Genomic DNA, 21,369 nt, shown 5'->3' on the forward strand with positions numbered 1-21,369 from the left:
GGCAAGCCTCGAAGGGCGACAGCCCGGCTGCACCTCGGCCGTCCATCCTTCGAGGCTCCGCGCGCACAGCTTCGCAGTGCACGCCTCGCACCTCAGGATGACGGGGTGGGCAGCGGACCGATTACTTGCTCACCTTCTCCCACAGCCACTTCGCCACCGCATCCGGTGAGGAATTCGCATCGTTGCCGGCGGCACGCAAATTGGCTTCGCGCATCGTGGCGATGTCGATCTTGCCGAGCAGCGGATTGAGCGCCGTCTTGAGCCGTTCGTCGCCGGCACGTTTCGGCGCCAGCAGCAGGATGGCATCGTAGGGCGGGATCGCGTGCCTGGGATCGTCGAGCGCCGTGAGATCGTATTTCGCGATCAGGCCGTCACTGGTGTAGCCCGCGATCACGTCGACCTCGCCGCTGGCGACTGCCGCATACATGAAGTCCGGCTGCATCTGGCGCTGGGCGCGGAACGAAAGGCCATAGGTCTTTTGCAGCGCCGCCCATTCGGGGCGCGAGAAGAACTCGTAGTCGCCGGCAATCGACAGCTTCGGAGCATGCGCCGCGAGATCGGCGATGGACCGGATGCCAAGCGCCTCGGCGCGCACCTTCGGCATCACCAGCGCATAGGCATTCTCGAAGCCGAGCTCGCCGAGCAGGGTGACGTTGTCCTTGGCGAGCGCCGTCTTCAGCTCCGCCAATAATTCCGCACGCGGCTTGATGTCGGTGCGGTGAAGCTGATTGGCCCAGAGCGTGCCGGAATAGTCGACATAGAGGTCGATATCTCCTGCCTTCAACGCCTCGAAGATCACGCTCGAGCCGAGACCTGATCGCGCGGTGGAGGGCAGGCCGCCCGCCTGGAGACGATCCCGGAGCAGCGCCGAGAGCACATATTGCTCGGCGAAGGTCTTGGCGCCGACCACGTAACCCTGCGACGTGCGGCCCATCGAGGGCACCAGGGTCGCTGCGACCAGCGCCGCGATCCCGGCGGCGCCGAGCCCGGTGCGTAGGCGGCTGCGCCGGCGCAGGCCGCTCTCGATCAGTCCAAGCAGTTGATCTACGGCGAGCGCGAGCAGGGCCGATGCAAAGCAGCCGAACAGCACGAACACCCAGTTCTGGGTCTGCAATCCCGCAAAGATGTAGTTGCCGAGGCTGGTTTGCCCGATCGGCGTCGACAACGTTGCGGTGCCGATTACCCACACCGCGGCGGTGCGGATGCCCGCCATCATCACCGGCAGCGCCAGCGGCAGCTCGACCATCACGAGCGACTGCCGCGAGGTCATGCCGACTCCCTCCGCGGCTTCGATCAACGCGGGATCGATGCCGTTCAGTCCGGTGATGCCGTTGCGCAGCACCGGCAGCATCGAATAGAGCGCCAGCGCCAGCACCGCCGGCAGGAAACCGAAGGCGGAGAAGGAGACACCGAACCAGGCCAGTGTCAGCGACGCCGCCGCGAGCAGCAGCGGATAGAACAGCGCGAGCAGCGCCAGCCCGGGCACCGTCTGCACGATGCTCGCAAAAGCAAGCAGGATGCTCCGCGGCGCCGGACGATTGCGGGTCAGGATCGCCAGCGGCAGGCTGACGGCGAGACCCAGCGCCAGCGCGGCGAGGCTCACCCGCACATGGTTGCCGAGATAGTCGGGCAAATGCGACAGCGCCTCGCCCCAGCGCGGATCGGAGAGGAGGCTCATGCCGCACCGCCCTGCGGCAGCAGCGCGTTCAGCCGCTCGACCTGGCGCCGCGGCGTGCGCAACAGCTCCAGCACATAGTTGTCGCTGCTCCCGGACAGCTGCGCCGGCGTGCCCTGCGCCAGCAGCTTTCCGCCGCGCATCACCGCGATGCGGTCGGCGAGCAGGATCGCCTCCGTCATGTCATGCGTGATCATCACCGTGGTCAGCCCGAGGCTGCGGTGGAGCGCACGATAGTCGTCGCCCAGCGCATCACGGGTGAGGGGATCGAGCGCGCCGAACGGCTCGTCCATCAGCACGATGCGTGGTTTTGCCGCGAGCGCCCGTGCCACGCCGACGCGCTGCCGCTGGCCGCCCGAGAGTGCTTCGGGCAGCCGGTCGCGATGGGCGGTCCGGTCGAGTTGCACGAGCTCAAGCAGCTCGTCGACACGCGTTGCAATCGCCGTTGCCGGTTCGCCCAGCAGCTTTGGCGTGATCCCGATATTGTCCGCAACGCTCAAATGCGGGAACAGTCCACCGCTCTGGAAGACGTAGCCAATTCGCCGCCGCAGCGCGACAGGATCGACATTCCGCACGTCCTTGCCCTCGACCGTGATCGTGCCGCCATCGGCCTCGATCAGCCGGTTGGCGAGCCGCAGCAATGTGGTCTTGCCAGATCCCGAGCCGCCGACGATGGCCAGAAACTCGCCCTCGGCGATGTCGAGCGACGCATCGTCGACAGCCTTGAGGTGACCGAAGCTCTTGCTGACATGGGAGTAGCCAATCATCGTCCTGGACGGCATCGGGCGGGGGCTCACTTCGCTGACCCGCCCACCGAGGGAGGGGATGACGAGGCCCATGCGTAGCACGCTTGGCGGCTTGATTGAACTTGGCCGCGCGAGCGGCTAAGGCATCGGGCCAAGTTCGGAGGGAACACATGACAACGCCGACAGCGGTGGCGCTGGAAGATGCCAAGGTCGCGTTCCGGCTCGGGGACGGACGGGTCTATACGGCGGTGGAGAAGGCGCATCTGGCGGTCGCCCAGGGCGAGTTCGTCGCCATTGTCGGCCCGACCGGATGCGGAAAATCCACGCTGCTCAACGTCGCGGCCGGACTGCTGAAGCCGGCGGCGGGCAGCGTCAGGATATTCGACCGGCCGCTCGCGGGGCTGAACCGGGATGCCGGCTACCTGTTCCAGGCCGATGCCTTGTTCCCCTGGAAGACCGCGCTCGACAATGTCGCCATTGGGCTCGACATCATGGGGGCGCCGCGTGCCGAGGCGGTGCAGCGCGCGCAGAAATGGCTCACGGCCGTCGGCCTCGGCGCATTCGCCAATCGTTATCCGCACATGCTCTCCGGCGGCCAGCGCAAGCGCGTGGCGCTGGCGCAGGTCCTGATCCGCGATCCCAAAATCCTCCTGATGGACGAGCCGTTCGGGCCGCTCGATGCGCAGACCCGCCAGGTGATGGGCAATCTGCTGCTCGACCTCTGGAATGCCGACCGCAAGGCGGTGCTGTTCGTCACCCACGATCTCGAAGAGGCGATCGCGCTCGCCGATCGCGTCGTGATCATGTCGGCCGGGCCGTCCTCGCGCATCATCGGCGACTGGCGCGTCGGCTTGCAGCGCCCGCGCGACATTTTCGAGGTGCGGCTTGACAAGGAGTTCCACGCGCTCCACCGCGAGATCTGGAACGTGCTCAAGGACGAGGTGATGAAGGGCTACGCGCAATCCACCCAAGCGGCGGAGGCGGTCTGATGTCGCGCGTCACGCTGCTTGCGCTGCAAGTCCTTGTCGCCGTGGTTTGCGTCGCGCTGTGGCAGTTGCTGTCGACCGTGCCGGTGTTCGGCAAGATCCTGCTGCCGCCGTTCTTCTTCTCCAATCCGGTCGACGTCCTCGCCCAGATCGTCAAATGGTTTTCGTCCGGCGTGATCTGGAAGCATCTCGGCATCACGCTGACGGAATCAATCCTGGCCTTCGTGATCGGATCGGCCGGCGGTGTGCTGGTCGGGTTCTGGTTCGCGCGCCAGCCGCTCGTCGCCGCGGTGTTCGACCCTTACGTCAAGATGGTGAACGCGTTGCCGCGCGTCGTGCTGGCGCCGATCTTCGCGCTGTGGCTCGGCCTCGGCATCTGGTCAAAGGTCGCGCTCGGCGTGACGCTGGTGTTCTTCATCGTGTTCTTCAACGTCTATCAGGGTGTGAAAGAGGTCAGTCGCACCGTGCTCGACAACGGCCGTATGCTCGGCATGAGTGAGCGGCAGTTGATGCGGCACGTCTATTGGCCGTCGGCGCTGTCCTGGATGTTCTCCTCGCTGCATACGTCGGTCGGCTTCGCCGTGGTCGGCGCGGTCGTCGGCGAATATCTGGGATCGGCGGCCGGGCTCGGCTACCTCATTCAGCAGGCCGAAGGTGTGTTCGACGTCGCTGGCGTGTTCGCCGGCATGTTCGTGCTGTCGGCCTTTGTCATCCTGATCGATTATGGGGTTACGCTGGTGGAGCGACGCCTGCTGGTGTGGCGGCCGACCGTGGACGGGCGCGGCTAGGCCGCCGCGCCCGTCCGCTGACGTTTATGTGATCGACCGGCTGGAATAGAACGCGCGCCCACGCGTCAAACCCCCATGCAACCACCTGCATGGGAGTTCAGGATGCCCCCCTCACAGTTTCGCCGCGCGGTAGCGGCGCTCGCAGGCAGATGTCGATGCCCGAGGCCTGGCCTCGGCACGGCGCTGATCTGCGCGCGGGTTCTCGTCGCATTCGCACTTCCTCCACTTGTATTCGCACATGAATCTCATCCGGTCGCTCCGCCGGTTGCGCTCAGTTCCGAGGAGAGCGTCTTCCTGCAAGAGAACGATGCCGCCATGACCAGGATGATGAACGACATGGCGGCCAAGCCGACCGGTGACATCGATCGCGACTTTGTCGCGATGATGAGCCCGCATCATCAGGGCGCCATCGACATGGCGGTGATCGAGTTGCGATACGGCAAGAACGAGCAACTGCGCCGCATCGCCCAGGAAATCATCGTCGACCAGATGCAGGAGATCGCCGCCATGAAGCTCGCCATCGGCGAGCCGGCGACCGACACCACGCCTGCTCCGACCCAGCCGCAATCCGTTCCCATCGCAACCGTTCATCATCATCAGGGAATGCAGATGGACATGTCCCCTGGAATGAAGAAGTAGGAGCCGCAGATGACCACGTTACGAAGCCATACGATGAAGAGCATTTTCCTGGCGGCCACGATGCTGGCGACGGGTTCGGCCGCATGGGCAGGACAGGCGCCGGGCGCGCTGTCCGCCCTCGACATTCCGATCAGTCATCACGATCGCGTCTACGCGGCGGAGCAGTTCTCGAATACGGTTTCGGTCACCGACCCCGTCGACAACAAGCTGCTTGGCGTGATCCGGCTTGGCGACCCGCAGCCCGGCAATTTCAGCCCGCTCTACAAGGGCCAGGTGCTCGTCCACGGCATGGGGTTCTCGCCCGATCACAAGACGCTCGCCGTCGTCTCGATAGGCTCGAATTCGGTGAGCTTCATCGACACCGCAACCAACGCGGTCAAGCACGTGACCTATGTCGGGCGGTCGCCACACGAGGCGTTCTTTACACCTGATGGCAAGGAGGTCTGGGTCACCGTCCGCGGCGAAAACTACATTTCCGTCATCGACCCGATCAGCTTCAAGGAGACAACCCGCATCACGACGCCGAACGGCCCGGGCATGCAGATTTTCTCGCCCGACGGCAAGTACGGCTACATCTGCTCGTCCTTCAATCCCGAGACCGACGTCGTCTCGGTGGCCGAGCACAGGATCATCGCCACTGTGAAGCAGGAGAGCCCGTTCTGTCCGAACATCGCGGCGACGCCGGATGGAAACCAGGTGTGGTTCACACTGAAGGACGTCGGCCGGACACAGGTGTTCAACGCGAGACCTCCGTTCAACGCGATCAGGACGATCGACACCGGGCCGATTACCAATCACGTCAACTTCGCGCACACCGCCAAGGGAACATTCGCCTATGTCACCATCGGTGGTCTGAACGAGGTGAAGGTGTTCCGCACCGACGACTTCTCGCAGGTCGCCACGATCCCCGTCGGCAATCTGCCGCACGGCGTGTGGCCGTCCGGTGACGGCACCCGCATCTATGTGGGGCTGGAAAACGCCGACGCGCTTGCGGCGATCGATACGGCGACCAACAAGGTGATCGGGAACGTTCCGATCGGCCAGGCGCCGCAGGCGATCGTCTATGTTCCGAATGCTGCGCCTGACCCGGATGACCGCCAGAACCTGCAGGTGCTCGGCGTGGCCGGCCAGGTCGCTCATCTGGCGCTCGCGTCGAAAGACGGCACAAAGCTCGGCAAGACGCCGACCAGCGTCTCACTGTTCGATCAGGGCCTGATCCAGATCTTGCAGGCTTCGGTGACGGGACTTCAGCCCAAGCAGAAATATGTGTTGGCGTTTGCGGAACGCAGTGACGGGAGCGGCCCGTTGCAGCCGCTGGCAGCCTTCATGACGAACCCGGCCGGATCCGCTATCGTCAACGCGGCTGGTCCGATCCGGCAGATCGTCGACCAGTCTGCCGCAGCTGCAAGGCGCTATCTGGTGATAGCGTCCGGCGACGCGGCGATGCCGGGCGAGGCGGTCCAGATCGAGGCTCAATGACGGCGGTTCGAACGGCAATGGAGAGGTGGCGGAGCGCTTCATGAAGGACATGCTGGTTCAGGTCGAGCCGCTGATCCCCGCGCTTCGCCGCTATGCGCGCGCGCTCATGCGCGAACGCGCGGCCGCCGACGATCTGGTTCAGGATTGCCTGGAGCGCGCCGTCAGCCGCTGGCACCAGCGGCGCGACGGCAGCGTGCGCGCCTGGCTGTTCGCCATCCTTCACAACCTGGCGGTCACTCAATTTCGCCAGGCGGCAACGCGGGGCAGGCATATGCCGATCGACGATGCAGGCGACCAGGAGCTTGTCAGCGCGGCGGAGCAGGAGCACAGGCTGATCTACCAGGACGTCCTGGGCAAGCTTGCGAAACTCCCGGAGGAGCAGCGGGCGGTGTTGTTGCTGGTCGCAGTCGAGGATCTCTCTTACGCGGATGCCGCGGAGGTGCTGAACATCCCGATCGGGACCGTGATGTCGCGCCTGTCGCGTGCGCGGGAGAGACTGCAGCAGGAGATGGACGGCGTTGCGGCGGGAAATGTCGTGGCTTTGCGGAGTGTGAAATGAATCAGCGGACGATCACCGAGGATGATCTCCACGCCTATGTGGACCAGGCCCTCGAGCCGGAGCGTCGCGCGGAGGTCGCATCCTATCTGGACGATCATCCGGATGCCGCCGCGCGTGTTGCGGGCTTCGTTGCCCAGCGTGAGCAGTTGCGCGGCGCGCTTGCGTCGATTGCCAATGAGCCGTTGCCGGCAGAATTGAACTTGTCGCACATCATCGAGAGCCGAAAACGGCGTCCCCTGCGAACGTGGGGAGCGATCGCTGCGATGTTGCTCCTCGGTATCGGCGGTCTCGGCGGGTGGACCATGCGCAGCGTGTTGCAGGAAGGCTCGAACGGACTCTCTGCGCTGGCGCAGGAGGCGGCCTATTCCTATGGCGTCTACGCACCGGACCGCGTGCGGCCGGTCGAGATACGCGCCTCCGAGAGTGCGGAGCTCACACGATGGGTCTCCAGCCGGCTGAAACAGCCGGTGAAGGTGCCCGATCTCTCTGTCTCGGGCTACAGGCTGATGGGGGGGCGCCTGGTTGCGACGTCCCATGGCCCGGCCGCGATGTTCATGTACGACGACGATCGCGGCGACCGCCTCGTCGTGCTGACGCGTCCGATGAGCAACCGCAATCTGGATACGCCGATGATGCCGCAATCGACCGGCGATGTCGCGGGCTTCGTGTGGGCGGATGGCGGCATGGGTTACACGCTCGTCGGCCAGCTTCCGGGGGAGACCCTCAAGCCGATCGCAAACGAAATCCGGAAGCAGGCGCGCCCGATCTAGCGCCGGAATTCACCAAGCGGGCCCGCGCAGCGGCGCGAGCCCGAACGCTCGCCCCGCCTTGACGCAGTGAGTCTCAATCCAGCAGCTTGGTATCATCCGGTGCCTGCGGCGGCGTCTTGATCGCGATGGCCTTGACCTGGCCGCTGATCGGCTTGGTGCCGCCATGCGGGGTGCCCTTCGGGATGATGACGAGGTCGCCCGGTTTCACCGCCACTTCCTTGTCGCCGAGCCAGATCGTGCCGGTTCCGTCGAGGATGTACTGGATCTCGTTGGTGTTGGGATGCATGTGCTTGGGCACGTTGCCGACCTGGATCGAGATGGTGGCGCCGTCGGCGCTCGCGAACATTTTCGAGCGATAGCCGACGTTGTTGGCGGGCCCGAGCGCATCGCCCTCCATCTCGCCGGTGTGGATGAGCTGCGCCGTGACGTTCTCGGCGGCGAGGGCCGGCCGGAGCAGCTGGTTGGCGCCGCATCCGGCGGCAAAGGCGGCGGCGATCGACAGCCCGATTGCAAGGCGATTCATGGATGTTCTCCCCATCAAGAATTGTTGTTGTGGGCTCATGCTATTGCGCCGAAAGGCCGATGACCAGTGCATTTAGGCAGCGCTTCTCAAGCCGGTCCGGCTGCTCTATGGTGCCGCCAGCCGAACGGAGGAAACCAATGAAGAACACGATTGCCAGGCTCGCCGGCGCGCTGATTGCGCTGACGCTCACCACCGGATTTGCCGCGGCGCAAAGCAAGGTCACGATTGCAATCGGCGGCGGCTCCTGCCTGTGCTATCTGCCGACGGTGCTGGCCAAGCAGCTCGGCGAATACGACAAGGCCGGCCTCAATGTCGAGCTGGTGGACCTCAAGGGCGGCTCGGACGCGCTGAAGGCCGTGCTCGGCGGCAGCGCCGACGTGGTCTCCGGCTATTTCGACCATTGCGTCAATCTCGCCGCCAAGAAGCAGGAGCTTCAGGCCTTCGTGGTCTATGACCGCTATCCCGGCCTCGTGCTGGTGGTCTCGCCCGCGCACACCAGCGAAATCAAATCGATCAAGGATCTCGCTGGCAAGAAGGTCGGCGTCAGTGCGCCCGGCTCCTCGACCGATTTCTTCCTCAAGTACCAGCTGAAGAAGAACGGGCTCGATCCCGCCGGCACCGCCGTGATCGGCGTCGGCTTGGGTGCCACGGCGGTCGCCGCGATGGAGCAGGGCCAGATCGATGCGGCCGTGATGCTCGATCCCTCGGTCACCGTGCTCCAGGGCAGCCACAAGGATTTGCGCATCCTCAGCGACACCCGCACCCAGAAGGACACGCTCGAGACGTTCGGCGGCGAATATCCGGGCGGCGCGCTGTATTCGACCGCGGCATGGGTTGCCAAGCACGAGAAGGAGACGCAGGCGCTCACTGACGCGATCCTTGCCACGCTCGCCTGGATTCACTCGCACTCGCCCGAGGAGATCATGGCGAAGATGCCGGAGGAGACGGTCGGCAAGAACAAGGATCTCTATCTCGCTGCGCTGAAGAACACGATCCCGATGTTCTCCGAGACCGGCAAGATGGACCCGAAGGGCGCGGATGCCGTGCTCGCGGTGTTCAGCGTCGGCTCGCCGGAGGTGGCCAACGCCAAGATCGACGTCAGCAAGACCTTTACCAACAAGTACGTCGAGCAGGCCAAGAAGACCACCGGGAGCGCCAAATAGCCGACGCGAATGCGGGGGCAACGGGCGCCATGACGTCACCTGTCATCCATCGCGTCACGACGCTTGATTTTGCGGTGCGCCCGATGGCGTGGCCGTTCGCCGAGGAGCGGCGCGCCGAGATCGCCGCGCATTTCGCCGAGAAGCAGCGCGAGCGGCCGAAGCTCTGGAACGGCCGCATCCTGCTTGGGCGTGATCCCGTGTTCAGCAGCGGGCGTTTCACCGCGACCTATTTCGAGACGGATTTTGCGAGCTTTCTCGCCTGGCGCGATTGGGGCTTTCCCGACAAGGCGGTGTTCAACGGCTTCGGCATGGGCGCGTTGCGTGCCTCCGACGGCGCGTTCATCATGGGCGAGATGGCGCAGCACACCGCCACTGCCGGGCGGATCTATTTTCCTTCCGGCACGCCCGACCTCGATGATGTCAGGGACGGCGTGCTCGACATTCCCGGCAGCGTCGTGCGCGAGCTCGCCGAGGAGACCGGATTGACTTCGGTCGACTACGTGGCCGAGCCTGACTGGCACTGTGTCGTCACCGGCCCGTCGATTGCAATGATGCAGGTCCTCAACCTGGATATGCCCGGCGAAGCCGCCCGTGCCCGGATCGAGACCAATCTCGCGCGCGAGGCCGAGCCCGAGCTGTCGGCCATTTATCTCGTGCGCGGGATGAGCGATCTCACGCCGACCATGCCGCGATTTGTCACGGCCTTTATCGAGCAGCAGTTCGCGTCGCGCTGACGCGCGAGGCTTGACATCGCTGCGCTCAGCCCATGTGATGGGCGAAAAGCAAAAGCAAAAAGAATGCAATGCACAATCGTCCAGGGAGGTTTTGATGCGTCTGCGCATGGCTGCCCGCTTGGTACGTGGGCTGTTGGTCGCGCTTGCCGCGACGGGCTTGATGGCTTCGGCCGAGGCTCAGGAGAAGAAGATCAAGATCGGCGTTGTTTTCGACCTGACCGGGCCTCTCGCGGGCGGCGGCTCTGAGCTCGGCTATATCGGCGCAAAAATCATCCTCGACCATTTCGCCAAGACCGGCGTCGAGGGCTACAAGATCGAAGCGGTCTACGCCGACGCGCAGAGCAAGCCCGACATCGCCATCAACGAATCCGTTCGCTTGCTCGAGCAGGAGAAGGTCGACATGGTGCTCGGCTTCTTCTCTTCGGCACAATGCGTTCCGGTGGCCGCCCGCGTTGAGCAGCTCAAGAAGTTCATGTGGATGACGACCTGCATCTCGTCGGCCGTGTTCAACGACAAGGGCTACAAATACGTCTTCCGCCCGCAGGCGAGCGGCGACCAGTTCGGCATGATGACGATGGATTTCATCGCGCAGAACGCCAAGGCGAAGTTCGACAAGGAGCCGAAGGATCTGCGCGTCGCGATCATCCACGAGGACGGCGCCTATGGCGTCGACGTCTCCAGGGGCAACGAGGCCGGGGCGAAGAAGGCCGGCTTCAATGTCGTGATGAAGGAAGGCTATTCGGCCACCGCGCCGGATCTGTCGGCGCTGGTGACCAAGCTGAAGCGCGCAAAACCCGATGTCATTTTCCACACCGGCTACAACCCTGACATCACGCTGCTGCTGCGCCAGGCCCGCGAGCAAGGCCTCAAGTTCGGCGCGCTGATGGGGCATGGCGCGGGCTACGGCGTTTATGAGAAGCTGAAGGAGGGCATGGGCGCTGACGCCACCTACATCTTCAACACCGACCCGATCTCGATCTGGCTCGCCAACCAGAAGACCATGGATCCGAAGCTGCCGCCGGTGATCAAGATGGTCGGCGAGGAGTTCGACAAGATCAGGCCGGGCGTCGCCATCCGCTCGGCCCATGTCGGTATCGGGGCGTCCAACACCTATGTGTTCATGGCCGACGTGCTGCCGCGCGCAATCAAGAAGTATGGCGGCGTCGATCCCGATGCGCTGCGCAAGGCTGCGCTCGACACCGACATCCCCGAAGGCGGCACCATGCTTGGCTTCGGCGTCAAATTCTACGGTGAGGGCACGCCGATGGCCGGGCAGAACGAGCGGTCATTCCCGGTCGTGATCCAGTACATCGACGACAAGTCCTCCGTGGTGTGGCCCAAGAGTCAGGCGCAGCGCGAGGCCATGCTGCCGCTGCCGAAGGGCACCACCTACAGCAACCAGTAGCGGCGGAGAGCGGCGGTGCTGGAAGTCAGCGGGCTGGTGAAGCGCTTCGGGGGCTTCACCGCCGTCAACAGCGTGTCGTTCAAAGTCGATCAGGGCGAGATCCTCGGCCTGATCGGTCCCAACGGCTCGGGCAAGAGCACGATCTTCAACATGCTCTCCGGCACGCTGGCGCCGACCGCAGGCTCGATCCTGTTTGACGGACGTGAGATCGCAGGTCTTGCGCCGCACCGGATCATCAACAGCGGTGTCGGACGTACTTTCCAGATTCCGCGGCCGTTCCGCCGTCTGACTATCTTCGAGAATGTCGCGCTCGCCGGCTTCTACGGCCAGGGCCGCCACAGCCGCGCCAGGGCCGAGGAGGCGGCCGAACGGTCGCTGGCGATGGTGGGCCTGCCGACCGATCGCCATGCCAGCGTCGATGGGCTGGGTGCCGCCGGACTGAAGAAGCTCGAACTCGCCAAGGCGCTCGCCACAGCGCCGAAGCTGCTGCTCGCCGACGAAAGCCTCGGCGGACTCGACGAGGCCGAGATGGGGCAGGCCGCCGACATGCTGCGCAACATTCGCGACGAGCTCGGCATCACCATCATCTGGGTCGAGCACATCATGGGCGTGCTGATGCGCGTGGTCGATCGCGTCATGGTGCTCGATCACGGCGAGAAGATCTCGGAGGGATTGCCGAGCGCGGTCGCGGGCGATCCGCGCGTGATCGAGGTCTATCTCGGCACCGATGCCGAGACCACGCAGGCCGCCGCGGCCGCAGCGCGGCGTCGCGCGGGAGTGCAGTGATGCTGGAGCTCCGCGGCGTCAATGCCGGCTATGGCACGTTTCAGGCGCTGTTCGACGTCAGTCTCGACGTCAGGGCAGGCGAAGCCGTCGGCGTCATCGGTCCCAATGGCGCCGGCAAGACCACCTTGATGCGTGTCATTTCCGGCCTGATCCGGCCCTCGCGCGGGTCGATCCTGATGGAGGGCGTCGACGTCGTGGCGACGCCGCCGCACAAGATCGTCAGTCTCGGCATCGCGCATGTGCCGGAGAACCGGCGGCTGTTTCCGCAGCTCTCGGTCGACGACAATCTCAAGATGGGCGCCTTCATGAAGGAGGCGCGCGGCCACTACGCGGAGCGGCTGGACGTCGTGTTCGACCTGTTTCCGCGCCTGAAGGAGCGCCGCCACCAGATGGCCGGTACCATGTCCGGCGGCGAGCAGCAGATGTGCGCGATCGGCCGCGCGCTGATGTCCAATCCGAAACTCCTGCTGCTCGACGAGCCGTCGGCCGGACTTGCGCCGGTCGTGGTGCAGCAGGTGTTCGAACTGGTGAAGCGGATTCGCGCCAGAGGCCTCACCGTGCTGATCGTGGAGCAGAACGTGCAGCAGGTGCTGAAGGTGGTCGACCGCGCCTATCTGATCGAGGCCGGCACGATCAGGGCGTCCGGCACGTCGGCCGAGATGCTGGCGAGCGACACGGTCAAGGAAGCGTATCTCGGGGTGTGAGGTTCATGCAGGCGATCCTGGACATATTCGACATCTACCTGCTGGAGGCCGTGATCAACGGCATCCTGCTCGGCGGGGTGCTGGCGCTGCTTGCGCTCGGACTGAACCTGATCTTCGGCGTCATCGACGTGACCTGGATCTGCTACGCCGAGCTCGTGATGATCGGCATGTACGCCATGTATTTCCTGGTGCAGTATTACGGCATCAGCTATTTCGTCGCCGCGCCACTCACGATTCTGCTGATCGCGATCCTCGGCGCGGCGCTGCACTATCTCGTGATCGCACCGCTGCTCACCGCTCCGCCGATCAACCAGCTGCTTGCGACGGGCGGCGTGCTGTTCGTGCTCCAGAGCTTTGCCACCGTCGCCTTCGGCATCGACTTTCGCAATCTCGGCATCCGCCTGCCGGTGCTCGCCTTCGGCGAGATGAATTTCAGTTACGCGCGGCTGTTGTCGTTCCTGGCGGCGCTGGTCGGCATGGTCGCCGTCTACCTGTTCATGACGCGCACCTTCACCGGCACCGCGATCCGCGCCATCTCGCAGGACCGGCAGATCATGGCGCTGATGGGCGTCGACACCAGGCGCATCTATCTCATCACCTCCGCGATCGGCGGTGGGCTGGCCGGGCTCGCCGCCTGCCTGCTCGTGCTGCAATACGACGTGCATCCCTTCGTCGGCCTGTCGTTCGGACCGATCACCTTCCTGATCTGCGTGCTCGGGGGCTTGGGCAATTTCATCGGCGGCTTCATCGCCGCCTTCGTCTTTGCCGAGATCATCTCGCTCGGCGGCCTGTTCTCCGATCTCGAATGGGGCTATGTGCTGGCCTTCGCCTTCTTCATCGTCATGATGTTCATCCGGCCCGCGGGCCTGCTTGCGAGGCGGCGATGAAGGGGCAGGGGCGGCTTGCAGCTTGGGCGGTGGGGCTGGCGGCGCTGGTTGCGCTGCCGTTCGTCTACCGCGATCCCTATCATCTGCACATGCTGGTGCTGATCCTGATCTGGTCGTTCGCCTATACGTCGTGGTCGATGATGGGGCGGTTCGGCCTGGTCTCGCTCGGCCATGGCGGCTTCATGGGGATCGGCGCCTACGTCACCGCGCTGCTGTGGAATCATCTCGGCTGGTCGCCCTGGATCGGCATTCCCATCGGCATGGTCGCGGCCGGCGTGCTGGCGCTGATCGTCGGTTATCCCTGCTTCCGCTTTCGCATCACCGGGCATTATTTCGTGCTGGTGACGCTGGCGCTGTCCGGCATCGTGCTCCAGGTCATCACGGCGACGCGCGACTACACGGGCGGCTCGCTCGGCTATACGCCGAACCGCGCCTCGGGGAACAAGCTGCTGGCGCTGCAATTCGACGACAAGATCACCTGGTACCTGATCGCGCTCGGGGTCTGGCTGCTTGGCATCGTGGTCTGGCACTGGGTCGATCGCAGCATGGCGCGCTACGCGCTGGAGGCGATCTCGGAGGACGAGGACGCCGCGGCCGCCGCTGGCGTCGATGTCACGGCGGAGAAGCTGAAGATCACGCTGCTCAGCGCGGTGATGACGGCGCTGGCGGGCGCGGTCTATTGCCAGTACCAGATGTTCATCACGCCCGACACGGTCAGCGGGATCGCGGTGTCGCTCCAGATGGTGTTCGCTGCGATCGTCGGCGGCCTGTTCGTGTCGCTCGGCCCGACCTTCGGCGCCGTCATCACCATCCTGCTGGCGGAAACCCTGCGGATCGGCTTCGGCACCAGGGCGGTCGGCTGGGACAACCTCGTCTACGGCGTGCTGCTGGTCCTTTTCATCATATTCCTTCCCAAGGGTATCCTTGGTAGCTTGCTCGACCGACTGAAGCCGCAACGCAAGGTGCCCCGCACTCATGAGCAAGAAGCCGTCCAAATCGCTCGCCCAGGAACTTGACCGCTACATCACGCCGTTCCGCTACGATGGATCCGGCAAGTTCCACCTGAAAGAGCACAAGACCAATGCGAAGGGCGACCTCGACAAGGAGAAGGCGCAGGACATACTCGACGCCAACAAGGGATGCCTCGCCGATTTCCAGGAGAAACTCTATGCCCAGGACCGCTGGTCGCTGCTGCTGATCTTCCAGGGCATGGATGCCGCCGGCAAGGACAGCGCCATCAAGGCGATCTTCGATGGCATCAATCCGCAAGGCTGCGACGTCCATGCGTTCAAGCAGCCGACCAGCCACGAGCTCGATCATGACTTTCTCTGGCGTCACGTGGTTGCGCTGCCCGCGCGCGGCCATATCGGCATCTTCAATCGCTCGCACTATGAGGAATGCCTGGTCACGCGCGTGCATCCGGACATCCTTGCCAAGGAGCAGCTGCCGCCCAAGCTCATCACCAAGAACATCTGGCGGGAGCGATTCGAGGACATCACGGCTTTCGAGCGTTACCTGGCGCGCAACGGGACCATCGTCCTGAAGTTCTTCCTCAACGTCTCCAGGGAGGAACAGCGGCGGCGCTTTCTCGAACGGCTGGAGGTTCCTGCCAAGCAATGGAAGTTCTCCATGGGCGACATCAAGGAGCGCGCGCTGTGGCCGCGCTACCAGGCGGTCTATCAGGACATCGTCCGCCACACCGCGACGTCCCATGCGCCCTGGTATGTCGTGCCCGCCGATCACAAATGGTTCGCGCGTGTGGTGATCGGCTCTGCGATCGTCGCGGCGCTCGACAAGCTCGACCTGCGCTTCCCCCGCGCCGACAAGTCCTCGCTGGAAGAGTTCAAGGAAATCCGCAAGGCGCTGGAAAAGGAGGAGGGGACGAAGCGGGCAAAATGAACAAAAGCGAAAACAACCCCATGCACAGTAGCCGGTGATAATGAAATCAAGGGCTTGGCTGCTATCGCGGACGGAATTTCGGATTTTTGAAATTCTGTTTGACTCGTCGGGCAAAACAGGGGTATGGTGCCATCATCGACTGGTGGCCCTCAGGAGCGGCCAGGTCTCGAATCCCGTAGGGTGGGCAAAGGCGCGTTAGCGCCGTGCCCACCGCTTTTCCGGGGATGAGATTGGTGGGCACGCTTTCGTTTTGCCCACCCTACGACTTCAGCGCAAGCCGACCCTCAGTATCCGCGGCCCCACCAGTAGCAGAAGCGCTCGACATTGGCGGGAAGGCTGGCCTCGTAGTTCGCCCACTTTTCGTATTTCGGCAGCTTCACTTCCTTCATCGCGGTGTCGAAGCACTTGCCGGCATCGGCCGCCTTCTTCACCTCGGTGGAGAGTTCCTCCATGTAGGCGATGTCGTCCTCGATGTCCTTCTTGGTGCCGAAGCGGCCGCCGGCATAGGGATGGCCGGGGATCATCCGCTCCCAGTCGAGCGAGGCGAGCTTCTTCAGCGAGGCGATGTATTCCAGCGGCGAGGCGTTGTCGGGGATGTTGCGGAACTGCACGGATTCGATCGGCGCGAAGTCGACGACGAAGACGATCTTCTCCTTCGGCAGCCGCATCACCAGCGAATTGTCGGAATGGTTGCGGCCGACATAGTTCAGCTCCAGCGTGGTGCCGCCGAGCGTGATGGCCTTCTTGTCGTCGACCACCTGGTCCGGCATCACGACGTCGGCCAGCAGCGAATTCTGCTTCTTCAATTCGAGCAGGCGTTCCTTGGTCCGCCGGTGGGCGACGAAGGTCGCGCCGAGATCCTTGAACGGCTGGCCGCCGGCGATGTGGTCGTAATGATGATGGCTGTAGATCACGTATTTGATCGGCTTGTCGGTGACGGCCTTGATCGCGTCGATATAGGGCTTGGCGGGACGCAAATACGAGATCGGATCGGTCGCGATCACGCCCTGCGGCGTCACGACGAACATCGACTGGTGGCCGCCATAGCGGAAGACGTAGACGTTCTCGGTGCCGTCGACCTTCCTGGTCGAGGTTTGCGGCGGGGTTTGTGCCGCGGCGGATCCAAGTCCGGCGACGAGCGCGGCGAGCGTAGCGAGGCAAATGGATTTCTTCATGTCTGGCTTTCTGGAAAAGATCGAGAGCGGGAGAGGCGGATATCCTTGCCATCACAAACGCTGCCGGGAAGAGTTTATTCCGCTGCATTGAGTTGCAGGGCGCGTCGCGGCGGGATAATTCATGCTGCTGTGCGTAGCCACGGAGGACTCGTGCATCCAAATGTGATCCCTGAGGCGTCGATCCCGCTTGACAGTTTTGTGTCACAGGAGGACCATCAGCTTGGTCGCGAATACGCGACGCGCAACGTCCACATCCAGAGCAAGGGGAGGTCTATGACTCCACCTCCGCAAATCCAGCCGCGTTGAGTGCGATGGAGCTCGTTCGGACTATCGCATAGCGGCAGAAACCGCGAACGGCACGCCGGGTAAAGGTCTAGTGGGCTGCATCAGTGTGGCATAGCCCCTACCTGCCCGGCGCTGTGCGTTTTGCTGCCCGCTGATCGCGTCGGGCGCCCTGACGGACCCGCCGCGTATGTCCTGATATCCGCTTCTCTCCTCCTCCTCACCGTCATTCCGGGGCCGAGCCCCGGAATGACGCGAGAGATTCTTGCGCGCGCCGCATTTCAACACGCGGGCATCGTCGCCGAAGCTATGGTTCCCGATCCTGCGGTGCGGCAAATGCCAAGAGATGGTCGCCTCAGCAGCAAACTTCCGACACAGGGCGCGGGCGAATAGCGTCCATCCGACATGACGCATGCGCTTCGGCGGTGACGATTCCGCCGTGGCGCATCTATTGTTTCAGGGAATCCTCGTGTCGCTTAATCTCGTCTCCGCGCTTTTCGCCGCGCTCTTCCTCGCCATCTCGTCGCTCTCTCCGGCTCGTGCCGAGCCGCGTGCGCCGGCCGTCAATACACCGGCCGCACTGTCGCCCGACGAAGCCAGGCGGGCGCTGGAGACGCTTCAGGACGACAAGAAGCGCGCGCAAATGATCGACACCTTGCGCGCGATCGCGACTGCGTCTGGTCCTCAGCAGCCCGCGCCTGAGCCGAAATCGCCAATTCCGCTCGCGGCCGACGGCCTCGGTGCGCAGCTCTTGCTCACCGTGTCGGAGGAAATCGGAGAGATTTCGCGGGAGGTCGCGGATGTCGCGCGCACGCTGACGCATTTTCCGGCGTTCTATTACTGGATCGTCCGCACCGCCAACGATCCGGCCGCCTACAATCTCCTGATCGAGATCTCCTGGAAGCTCGCGCTGGTGTTCGGCTGCGCCCTCGCGGCGGAGTGGGTGATCTTCCGGCTGATCCGTCGACCTGTCATATTCCTCGAAGCGCGCGTGCCGCAGACCGTGCACGTACCAGTGCAGCCGCTCGCCGTCGGCGACCCGCCGGCATCCGCGTCCGGCGTCGCCGCCCAGCCCGAACAGCACCGGCGCCGCGTCAGCCTGGCGCGCGCGTGGCAGCTACTGTTGCGGTTGCCCTTCGTGCTCGGCCGGCTCGTGCTCGAACTGCTTCCCGTGCTCGTCTTCGTCGGCGTGGCCACGGCGCTGCTTGGAACGGAGATCGGCGATGCCGGCATCGTCCGCCTCGTGATCCTCGCAGTCGTCAACGCCTATGCGTTCTCGCGCGGGCTCATCTGTATCGTCCGTGCGCTGGCCGGACCTTACGGCCTGTTTCCGGTTCGTCCGGAAACGGCGGCCTATATCGAGATCTGGGCGCGCCGCATCGTCGGCGTCGGCGTCTCCGGCATTGCGTTTGCCAATGTGGCGCTGCTGCTCGGCCTGCACCGCGCCGGTTACGCTGCGCTGCTGCGCATGGTGATGCTGGTGGTGCATCTGTTCATCGTCGTCATCATCCTGCAATGCCGCCGTCAGGTCGCCGAGGCGATCCGCGCGCCGGCCGACCGGCAGGGCATTACGGCCCGGTTGCGCAATCGCATCGCGGCCGGCTGGCACTATCCCGCCATCGCGCTCGACATCGCGCTGTGGGCGGTCTGGGCGCTCAACATCCGCAATGGCTATTCGCTGCTGCTGCAATATTTCGTCGGCACCGTCGCGGTCGCGCTGATCACCCGCGTGGCCATCATGGTGACGCTGAGCTTGATCGATCGCGGCTTCCGCATCAAGCCGGAGATACTGCAGCGTTTTCCGGGCCTCGAGGTCCGCGCCAACCGCTATTTGCCGCTGCTCCGCAGGATCGTCTCCGGCGTGATCGCCTTCATCGGCTTCGTGGCGGTGCTCGAGGTCTGGGGTGTCGACGCCATCGTCTGGTTCTATGGCGGTCAGATCGGCAGCCGGCTGATCTCGGCCGTGGCGACCATCGGCATCGCCGTGTTCATCGCCGCGGCGATCTGGGAGGCCAGCAACGCGCTGCTGGACCGCCAGATCAATACGCTGTCGCGGGACGGCCACTATGCCCGCGCCGCGCGCCTGCGCACGTTCCAGCCGATGCTGCGGACGGCGCTGCTGTGCCTGATTGCCACCGTGGTCGGCCTGACCGCGCTGAGCGAGATCGGGGTCAATGTCGCCCCGCTGCTGGCGGGCGCCGGCATCGTCGGCATCGCCATCGGCTTCGGTTCGCAGAAACTGGTGCAGGATCTCATCACCGGCCTGTTCCTGCTGCTGGAGAACACGGTGCAGGTCGGGGACAACGTCAGCGTCTCGGGGCTGTCAGGCGTCGTCGAGAATGTTTCGATCCGCACCATCCGCCTGCGCGCGGGCGACGGCGCCGTGCACATCGTGCCGTTCAGCGCGGTCACGACCATCACCAACGCCAGCCGCGGTGCCGGCAACGCGTCCGTCAGCGTCAACGTCGCCTACAAGGAGGATACCGACCGCGCCGGCCAGATCCTCAAGGACATCGTCGAGGAGATGCGCCGCGAGCCGGAATTCCGCAGCCTCATCCGCGGCGATCTCGATCTGTGGGGCATCGACAAGGTCGACGGCGCGATGGTGTCGATCGTCGGTCAGATCCGCTGCACCGAGGCCGGCCGCTGGCCGGTCCAGCGCGAATTCAACCGCCGCATGAAGCTGCGCTTCCAGCAGAGCGGCATCGAGGTCGCATCTCCGGTCCAGACCATCTTGATGCAGATCGCGCCGCCGGCTGATAGCGCCGTAAATCTGACGCCGCGACGGGCGGTTGGATAGCCGCCCGCCGAAATTTCCAGCTTGCCTCGGCTCACACGGCATCGTTCACTCCGGCTCCAGCCTGCTGACGACAAGCGGGCGACAAAAAGGGGTGGGGAGAGACGAATGCGGGGGCTGTGGGCCGGATTGTGCGGTCATGTGATCGTCGTTTGCGCGTTGCTCGGATGGGTGTGGACCGCACCCGGCAGCGCTCAGCCGTTTCCGTCGCGTCCCATCACTCTCATCGTGCCGTTTTCGGCGGGTGGGCCCACGGATACGTTGGCTCGGATTCTGTCCGAGCGGATCGCTGCCGAATTGCACACCACCATCGTGGTTGAGAACGTGGCCGGTGCCTCCGGCACCATCGCCGGCGCCCGCGTCGCGCGTGCGACACCTGACGGCACCACGATCACGATCGGCCATTGGGGTACGCATGTGCTGAACGGCGCGATCTTCAAGCTGCCTTATGACGTGCTGGCCGATTTCGAGCCGGTCGCGATGATCGCGATGGGCACGCAACTCATCGTCGGCCGGAAGTCGCTCGAGGCCAACAATCTGAAAGAGATGATCGCCTGGCTGAAGGCCAACCCCGGCAAGGCGACCGCCGGCACGGCCGGCGCCGGCACCGGCGCGCATGTCGCCGGCGTCTTCTTCAAGGAGAAGACCGGCACCGATTTCCAGTTCGTGCCGTATCGCGGCGCGGGGCCCGCCATGATCGATCTCGTCGCCGGCCAGATCGACATCATGTTCGACCAGGCCTCGAACTCGCTGCCGCAGTACAAGAACGGCGCGATCAAGGCGTTCGCGGTGACGTCGCCGACACGGCTTGCCTCCGCGCCCGACGTGCCGACCGTGGACGAGGCGGGCCTGCCGGGTCTCTATATCTCCTACTGGCACGGCATCTGGGCACCGAAGAACACGCCGAAGGAGATCGTTACGAAGCTCAACGCGGCGATCGTCGCCGTGCTCGCCGATCCCACCGTCAAGGCGCGTTTTGGCGAACTGGGCCAGGAGATTCCGCCGGTGGATCAGCAAACGCCCGCGGCGCTCGCAGCTTTCCAGAAGGCCGAGACTGAAAAGTGGTGGCCGATCGTGAAGGCTGCGGATATCAAGCCGGAATAGGGCTGTCGCACGACACTCTCTCATGCCCGCAGAGTGTGAAGCTCTCTCGTCATTCCGGGGCGCGACTTCGTCGCGCCCCGGAATGACGAGGAGAGAGCGGACGCTGCTCTCGCCCTCTCACCATGGGGAGCCAGCGATTTCGCCGTTAACCTTTTCTCGCGGGCCAATCTCGCTGCGGTGCGAGATCACAATCAATGCCCGAGAGGCTGCATCCTTGATATAAGGGGACCACTGGCCGACAATGCCTTTGGTTCAATGAGAAACTCCC

General features: G+C 64.4%; 20 protein-coding genes. 16 read left to right on the forward strand and 4 right to left on the reverse strand.

The window, feature by feature from the left end; genetic code table 11:
• Positions 1-121 precede the first annotated feature (121 nt).
• Both F8237_RS24310 and F8237_RS24315 read right to left on the reverse strand, forming a co-directional pair.
• Positions 122-1,678, reverse strand: coding sequence for a glycine betaine ABC transporter substrate-binding protein (locus F8237_RS24310; RefSeq protein ID WP_151648616.1), 1,557 nt, complete (start codon positions 1,676-1,678; stop codon positions 122-124).
• The gene (locus F8237_RS24315; protein WP_162006198.1) at positions 1,675-2,457 is read right to left on the reverse strand and encodes an ATP-binding cassette domain-containing protein; all 783 of its coding nucleotides are present in this window, start codon (positions 2,455-2,457) and stop codon (positions 1,675-1,677) included. The genes F8237_RS24310 and F8237_RS24315 overlap by 4 nt, the downstream gene beginning before the upstream one ends.
• A 134-nt stretch (positions 2,458-2,591) precedes the next feature.
• On the opposite strand from F8237_RS24315, the gene F8237_RS24320 reads away from it, so the two are divergent.
• The 6 genes from F8237_RS24320 (at position 2,592) to F8237_RS24345 (ending at position 7,642) form a co-directional block, all read left to right on the forward strand.
• Positions 2,592-3,410 carry an ABC transporter ATP-binding protein gene (locus F8237_RS24320; protein WP_151648618.1) on the forward strand — a complete coding sequence of 273 codons (819 nt, stop codon included), beginning with the start codon at positions 2,592-2,594 and terminating at the stop codon, positions 3,408-3,410.
• Complete coding sequence (locus F8237_RS24325) at positions 3,410-4,195, forward strand: ABC transporter permease (RefSeq protein WP_151648620.1); 786 nt, start codon at positions 3,410-3,412, stop codon at positions 4,193-4,195. The genes F8237_RS24320 and F8237_RS24325 overlap by 1 nt, the downstream gene beginning before the upstream one ends.
• Before the next feature lie 102 nt (positions 4,196-4,297).
• On the forward strand, positions 4,298-4,834 hold the full coding sequence (locus F8237_RS24330; RefSeq protein WP_162006199.1) for a DUF305 domain-containing protein: 537 nt from the start codon (positions 4,298-4,300) through the stop codon (positions 4,832-4,834).
• A gap of 9 nt (positions 4,835-4,843) precedes the next feature.
• The gene (locus F8237_RS24335) at positions 4,844-6,313 is read left to right on the forward strand and encodes a YncE family protein (protein WP_151648624.1); all 1,470 of its coding nucleotides are present in this window, start codon (positions 4,844-4,846) and stop codon (positions 6,311-6,313) included.
• Positions 6,314-6,353: 40 nt separating this feature from the next.
• The gene (locus F8237_RS24340) at positions 6,354-6,872 is read left to right on the forward strand and encodes a sigma-70 family RNA polymerase sigma factor (protein ID WP_151648626.1); all 519 of its coding nucleotides are present in this window, start codon (positions 6,354-6,356) and stop codon (positions 6,870-6,872) included.
• Positions 6,869-7,642 carry an anti-sigma factor family protein gene (locus F8237_RS24345; RefSeq protein WP_151648627.1) on the forward strand — a complete coding sequence of 258 codons (774 nt, stop codon included), beginning with the start codon at positions 6,869-6,871 and terminating at the stop codon, positions 7,640-7,642. Before F8237_RS24340 ends, F8237_RS24345 begins: the two co-directional genes overlap by 4 nt.
• A gap of 73 nt (positions 7,643-7,715) precedes the next feature.
• Here the strand turns inward: F8237_RS24345 and F8237_RS24350 are convergent, their stop codons facing one another.
• Positions 7,716-8,165 carry a cupin domain-containing protein gene (locus F8237_RS24350; protein WP_151648629.1) on the reverse strand — a complete coding sequence of 150 codons (450 nt, stop codon included), beginning with the start codon at positions 8,163-8,165 and terminating at the stop codon, positions 7,716-7,718.
• Between the two features lie 137 nt (positions 8,166-8,302).
• On the opposite strand from F8237_RS24350, the gene F8237_RS24355 reads away from it, so the two are divergent.
• The 8 genes from F8237_RS24355 (at position 8,303) to F8237_RS24390 (ending at position 15,743) form a co-directional block, all read left to right on the forward strand.
• Entirely contained in the window at positions 8,303-9,328 is a 1,026-nt protein-coding gene (locus tag F8237_RS24355; RefSeq protein ID WP_162006200.1) for an ABC transporter substrate-binding protein, read from the forward strand.
• Between the two features lie 29 nt (positions 9,329-9,357).
• Positions 9,358-10,062, forward strand: coding sequence for an NUDIX hydrolase (locus tag F8237_RS24360; RefSeq protein ID WP_151648631.1), 705 nt, complete (start codon positions 9,358-9,360; stop codon positions 10,060-10,062).
• A 94-nt stretch (positions 10,063-10,156) separates the two neighbouring features.
• Complete coding sequence (locus F8237_RS24365; protein ID WP_151648633.1) at positions 10,157-11,467, forward strand: ABC transporter substrate-binding protein; 1,311 nt, start codon at positions 10,157-10,159, stop codon at positions 11,465-11,467.
• 15 nt (positions 11,468-11,482) lie between these two features.
• A complete protein-coding gene (locus tag F8237_RS24370; RefSeq protein ID WP_151648635.1) occupies positions 11,483-12,253 on the forward strand; it encodes an ABC transporter ATP-binding protein in 771 nt (256 codons plus the stop codon).
• Entirely contained in the window at positions 12,253-12,957 is a 705-nt protein-coding gene (locus F8237_RS24375; RefSeq protein ID WP_151648637.1) for an ABC transporter ATP-binding protein, read from the forward strand. The genes F8237_RS24370 and F8237_RS24375 overlap by 1 nt, the downstream gene beginning before the upstream one ends.
• Positions 12,958-12,962: 5 nt before the next feature.
• A complete protein-coding gene (locus F8237_RS24380) occupies positions 12,963-13,844 on the forward strand; it encodes a branched-chain amino acid ABC transporter permease (protein WP_151648639.1) in 882 nt (293 codons plus the stop codon).
• Positions 13,841-14,860 carry a branched-chain amino acid ABC transporter permease gene (locus F8237_RS24385; RefSeq protein WP_151648641.1) on the forward strand — a complete coding sequence of 340 codons (1,020 nt, stop codon included), beginning with the start codon at positions 13,841-13,843 and terminating at the stop codon, positions 14,858-14,860. Before F8237_RS24380 ends, F8237_RS24385 begins: the two co-directional genes overlap by 4 nt.
• Positions 14,820-15,743 (forward strand): polyphosphate kinase 2 family protein, encoded by a 924-nt coding sequence (locus F8237_RS24390; RefSeq protein ID WP_151648643.1) that lies wholly within the window; start codon positions 14,820-14,822, stop codon positions 15,741-15,743. The genes F8237_RS24385 and F8237_RS24390 overlap by 41 nt, the downstream gene beginning before the upstream one ends.
• Before the next feature lie 284 nt (positions 15,744-16,027).
• Here F8237_RS24390 and F8237_RS24395 read toward each other — a convergent pair whose 3' ends face one another.
• A complete protein-coding gene (locus tag F8237_RS24395; RefSeq protein ID WP_151648645.1) occupies positions 16,028-16,918 on the reverse strand; it encodes an MBL fold metallo-hydrolase in 891 nt (296 codons plus the stop codon).
• 694 nt (positions 16,919-17,612) lie between these two features.
• On the opposite strand from F8237_RS24395, the gene F8237_RS24400 reads away from it, so the two are divergent.
• Positions 17,613-20,000 carry a mechanosensitive ion channel domain-containing protein gene (locus F8237_RS24400; RefSeq protein WP_151648647.1) on the forward strand — a complete coding sequence of 796 codons (2,388 nt, stop codon included), beginning with the start codon at positions 17,613-17,615 and terminating at the stop codon, positions 19,998-20,000.
• A gap of 105 nt (positions 20,001-20,105) precedes the next feature.
• A complete protein-coding gene (locus F8237_RS24405) occupies positions 20,106-21,101 on the forward strand; it encodes a tripartite tricarboxylate transporter substrate-binding protein (RefSeq protein WP_151648649.1) in 996 nt (331 codons plus the stop codon).
• Positions 21,102-21,369: the final 268 nt, after the last annotated feature.

Source organism: Bradyrhizobium betae (assembly GCF_008932115.1).
Lineage (GTDB): Bacteria > Pseudomonadota > Alphaproteobacteria > Rhizobiales > Xanthobacteraceae > Bradyrhizobium > Bradyrhizobium betae.

Excerpts from the sequence above, each read along its gene's own strand:
- F8237_RS24310 (WP_151648616.1), bottom strand. The coding sequence starts at position 1,678 with ATGAGCCTCCTCTCCGATCCGCGCTGGGGCGAGGCGCTGTCGCATTTG.
- F8237_RS24315 (WP_162006198.1), bottom strand. The coding sequence starts at position 2,457 with ATGCCGTCCAGGACGATGATTGGCTACTCCCATGTCAGCAAGAGCTTC.
- F8237_RS24320 (WP_151648618.1), top strand. The coding sequence starts at position 2,592 with ATGACAACGCCGACAGCGGTGGCGCTGGAAGATGCCAAGGTCGCGTTC.
- F8237_RS24325 (WP_151648620.1), top strand. The coding sequence starts at position 3,410 with ATGTCGCGCGTCACGCTGCTTGCGCTGCAAGTCCTTGTCGCCGTGGTT.
- F8237_RS24330 (WP_162006199.1), top strand. The coding sequence starts at position 4,298 with ATGCCCCCCTCACAGTTTCGCCGCGCGGTAGCGGCGCTCGCAGGCAGA.
- F8237_RS24335 (WP_151648624.1), top strand. The coding sequence starts at position 4,844 with ATGACCACGTTACGAAGCCATACGATGAAGAGCATTTTCCTGGCGGCC.
- F8237_RS24340 (WP_151648626.1), top strand. The coding sequence starts at position 6,354 with ATGAAGGACATGCTGGTTCAGGTCGAGCCGCTGATCCCCGCGCTTCGC.
- F8237_RS24345 (WP_151648627.1), top strand. The coding sequence starts at position 6,869 with ATGAATCAGCGGACGATCACCGAGGATGATCTCCACGCCTATGTGGAC.
- F8237_RS24350 (WP_151648629.1), bottom strand. The coding sequence starts at position 8,165 with ATGAATCGCCTTGCAATCGGGCTGTCGATCGCCGCCGCCTTTGCCGCC.
- F8237_RS24355 (WP_162006200.1), top strand. The coding sequence starts at position 8,303 with ATGAAGAACACGATTGCCAGGCTCGCCGGCGCGCTGATTGCGCTGACG.
- F8237_RS24360 (WP_151648631.1), top strand. The coding sequence starts at position 9,358 with ATGACGTCACCTGTCATCCATCGCGTCACGACGCTTGATTTTGCGGTG.
- F8237_RS24365 (WP_151648633.1), top strand. The coding sequence starts at position 10,157 with ATGCGTCTGCGCATGGCTGCCCGCTTGGTACGTGGGCTGTTGGTCGCG.
- F8237_RS24375 (WP_151648637.1), top strand. The coding sequence starts at position 12,253 with ATGCTGGAGCTCCGCGGCGTCAATGCCGGCTATGGCACGTTTCAGGCG.
- F8237_RS24380 (WP_151648639.1), top strand. The coding sequence starts at position 12,963 with ATGCAGGCGATCCTGGACATATTCGACATCTACCTGCTGGAGGCCGTG.
- F8237_RS24385 (WP_151648641.1), top strand. The coding sequence starts at position 13,841 with ATGAAGGGGCAGGGGCGGCTTGCAGCTTGGGCGGTGGGGCTGGCGGCG.
- F8237_RS24390 (WP_151648643.1), top strand. The coding sequence starts at position 14,820 with ATGAGCAAGAAGCCGTCCAAATCGCTCGCCCAGGAACTTGACCGCTAC.
- F8237_RS24395 (WP_151648645.1), bottom strand. The coding sequence starts at position 16,918 with ATGAAGAAATCCATTTGCCTCGCTACGCTCGCCGCGCTCGTCGCCGGA.
- F8237_RS24400 (WP_151648647.1), top strand. The coding sequence starts at position 17,613 with ATGCGCTTCGGCGGTGACGATTCCGCCGTGGCGCATCTATTGTTTCAG.
- F8237_RS24405 (WP_151648649.1), top strand. The coding sequence starts at position 20,106 with ATGCGGGGGCTGTGGGCCGGATTGTGCGGTCATGTGATCGTCGTTTGC.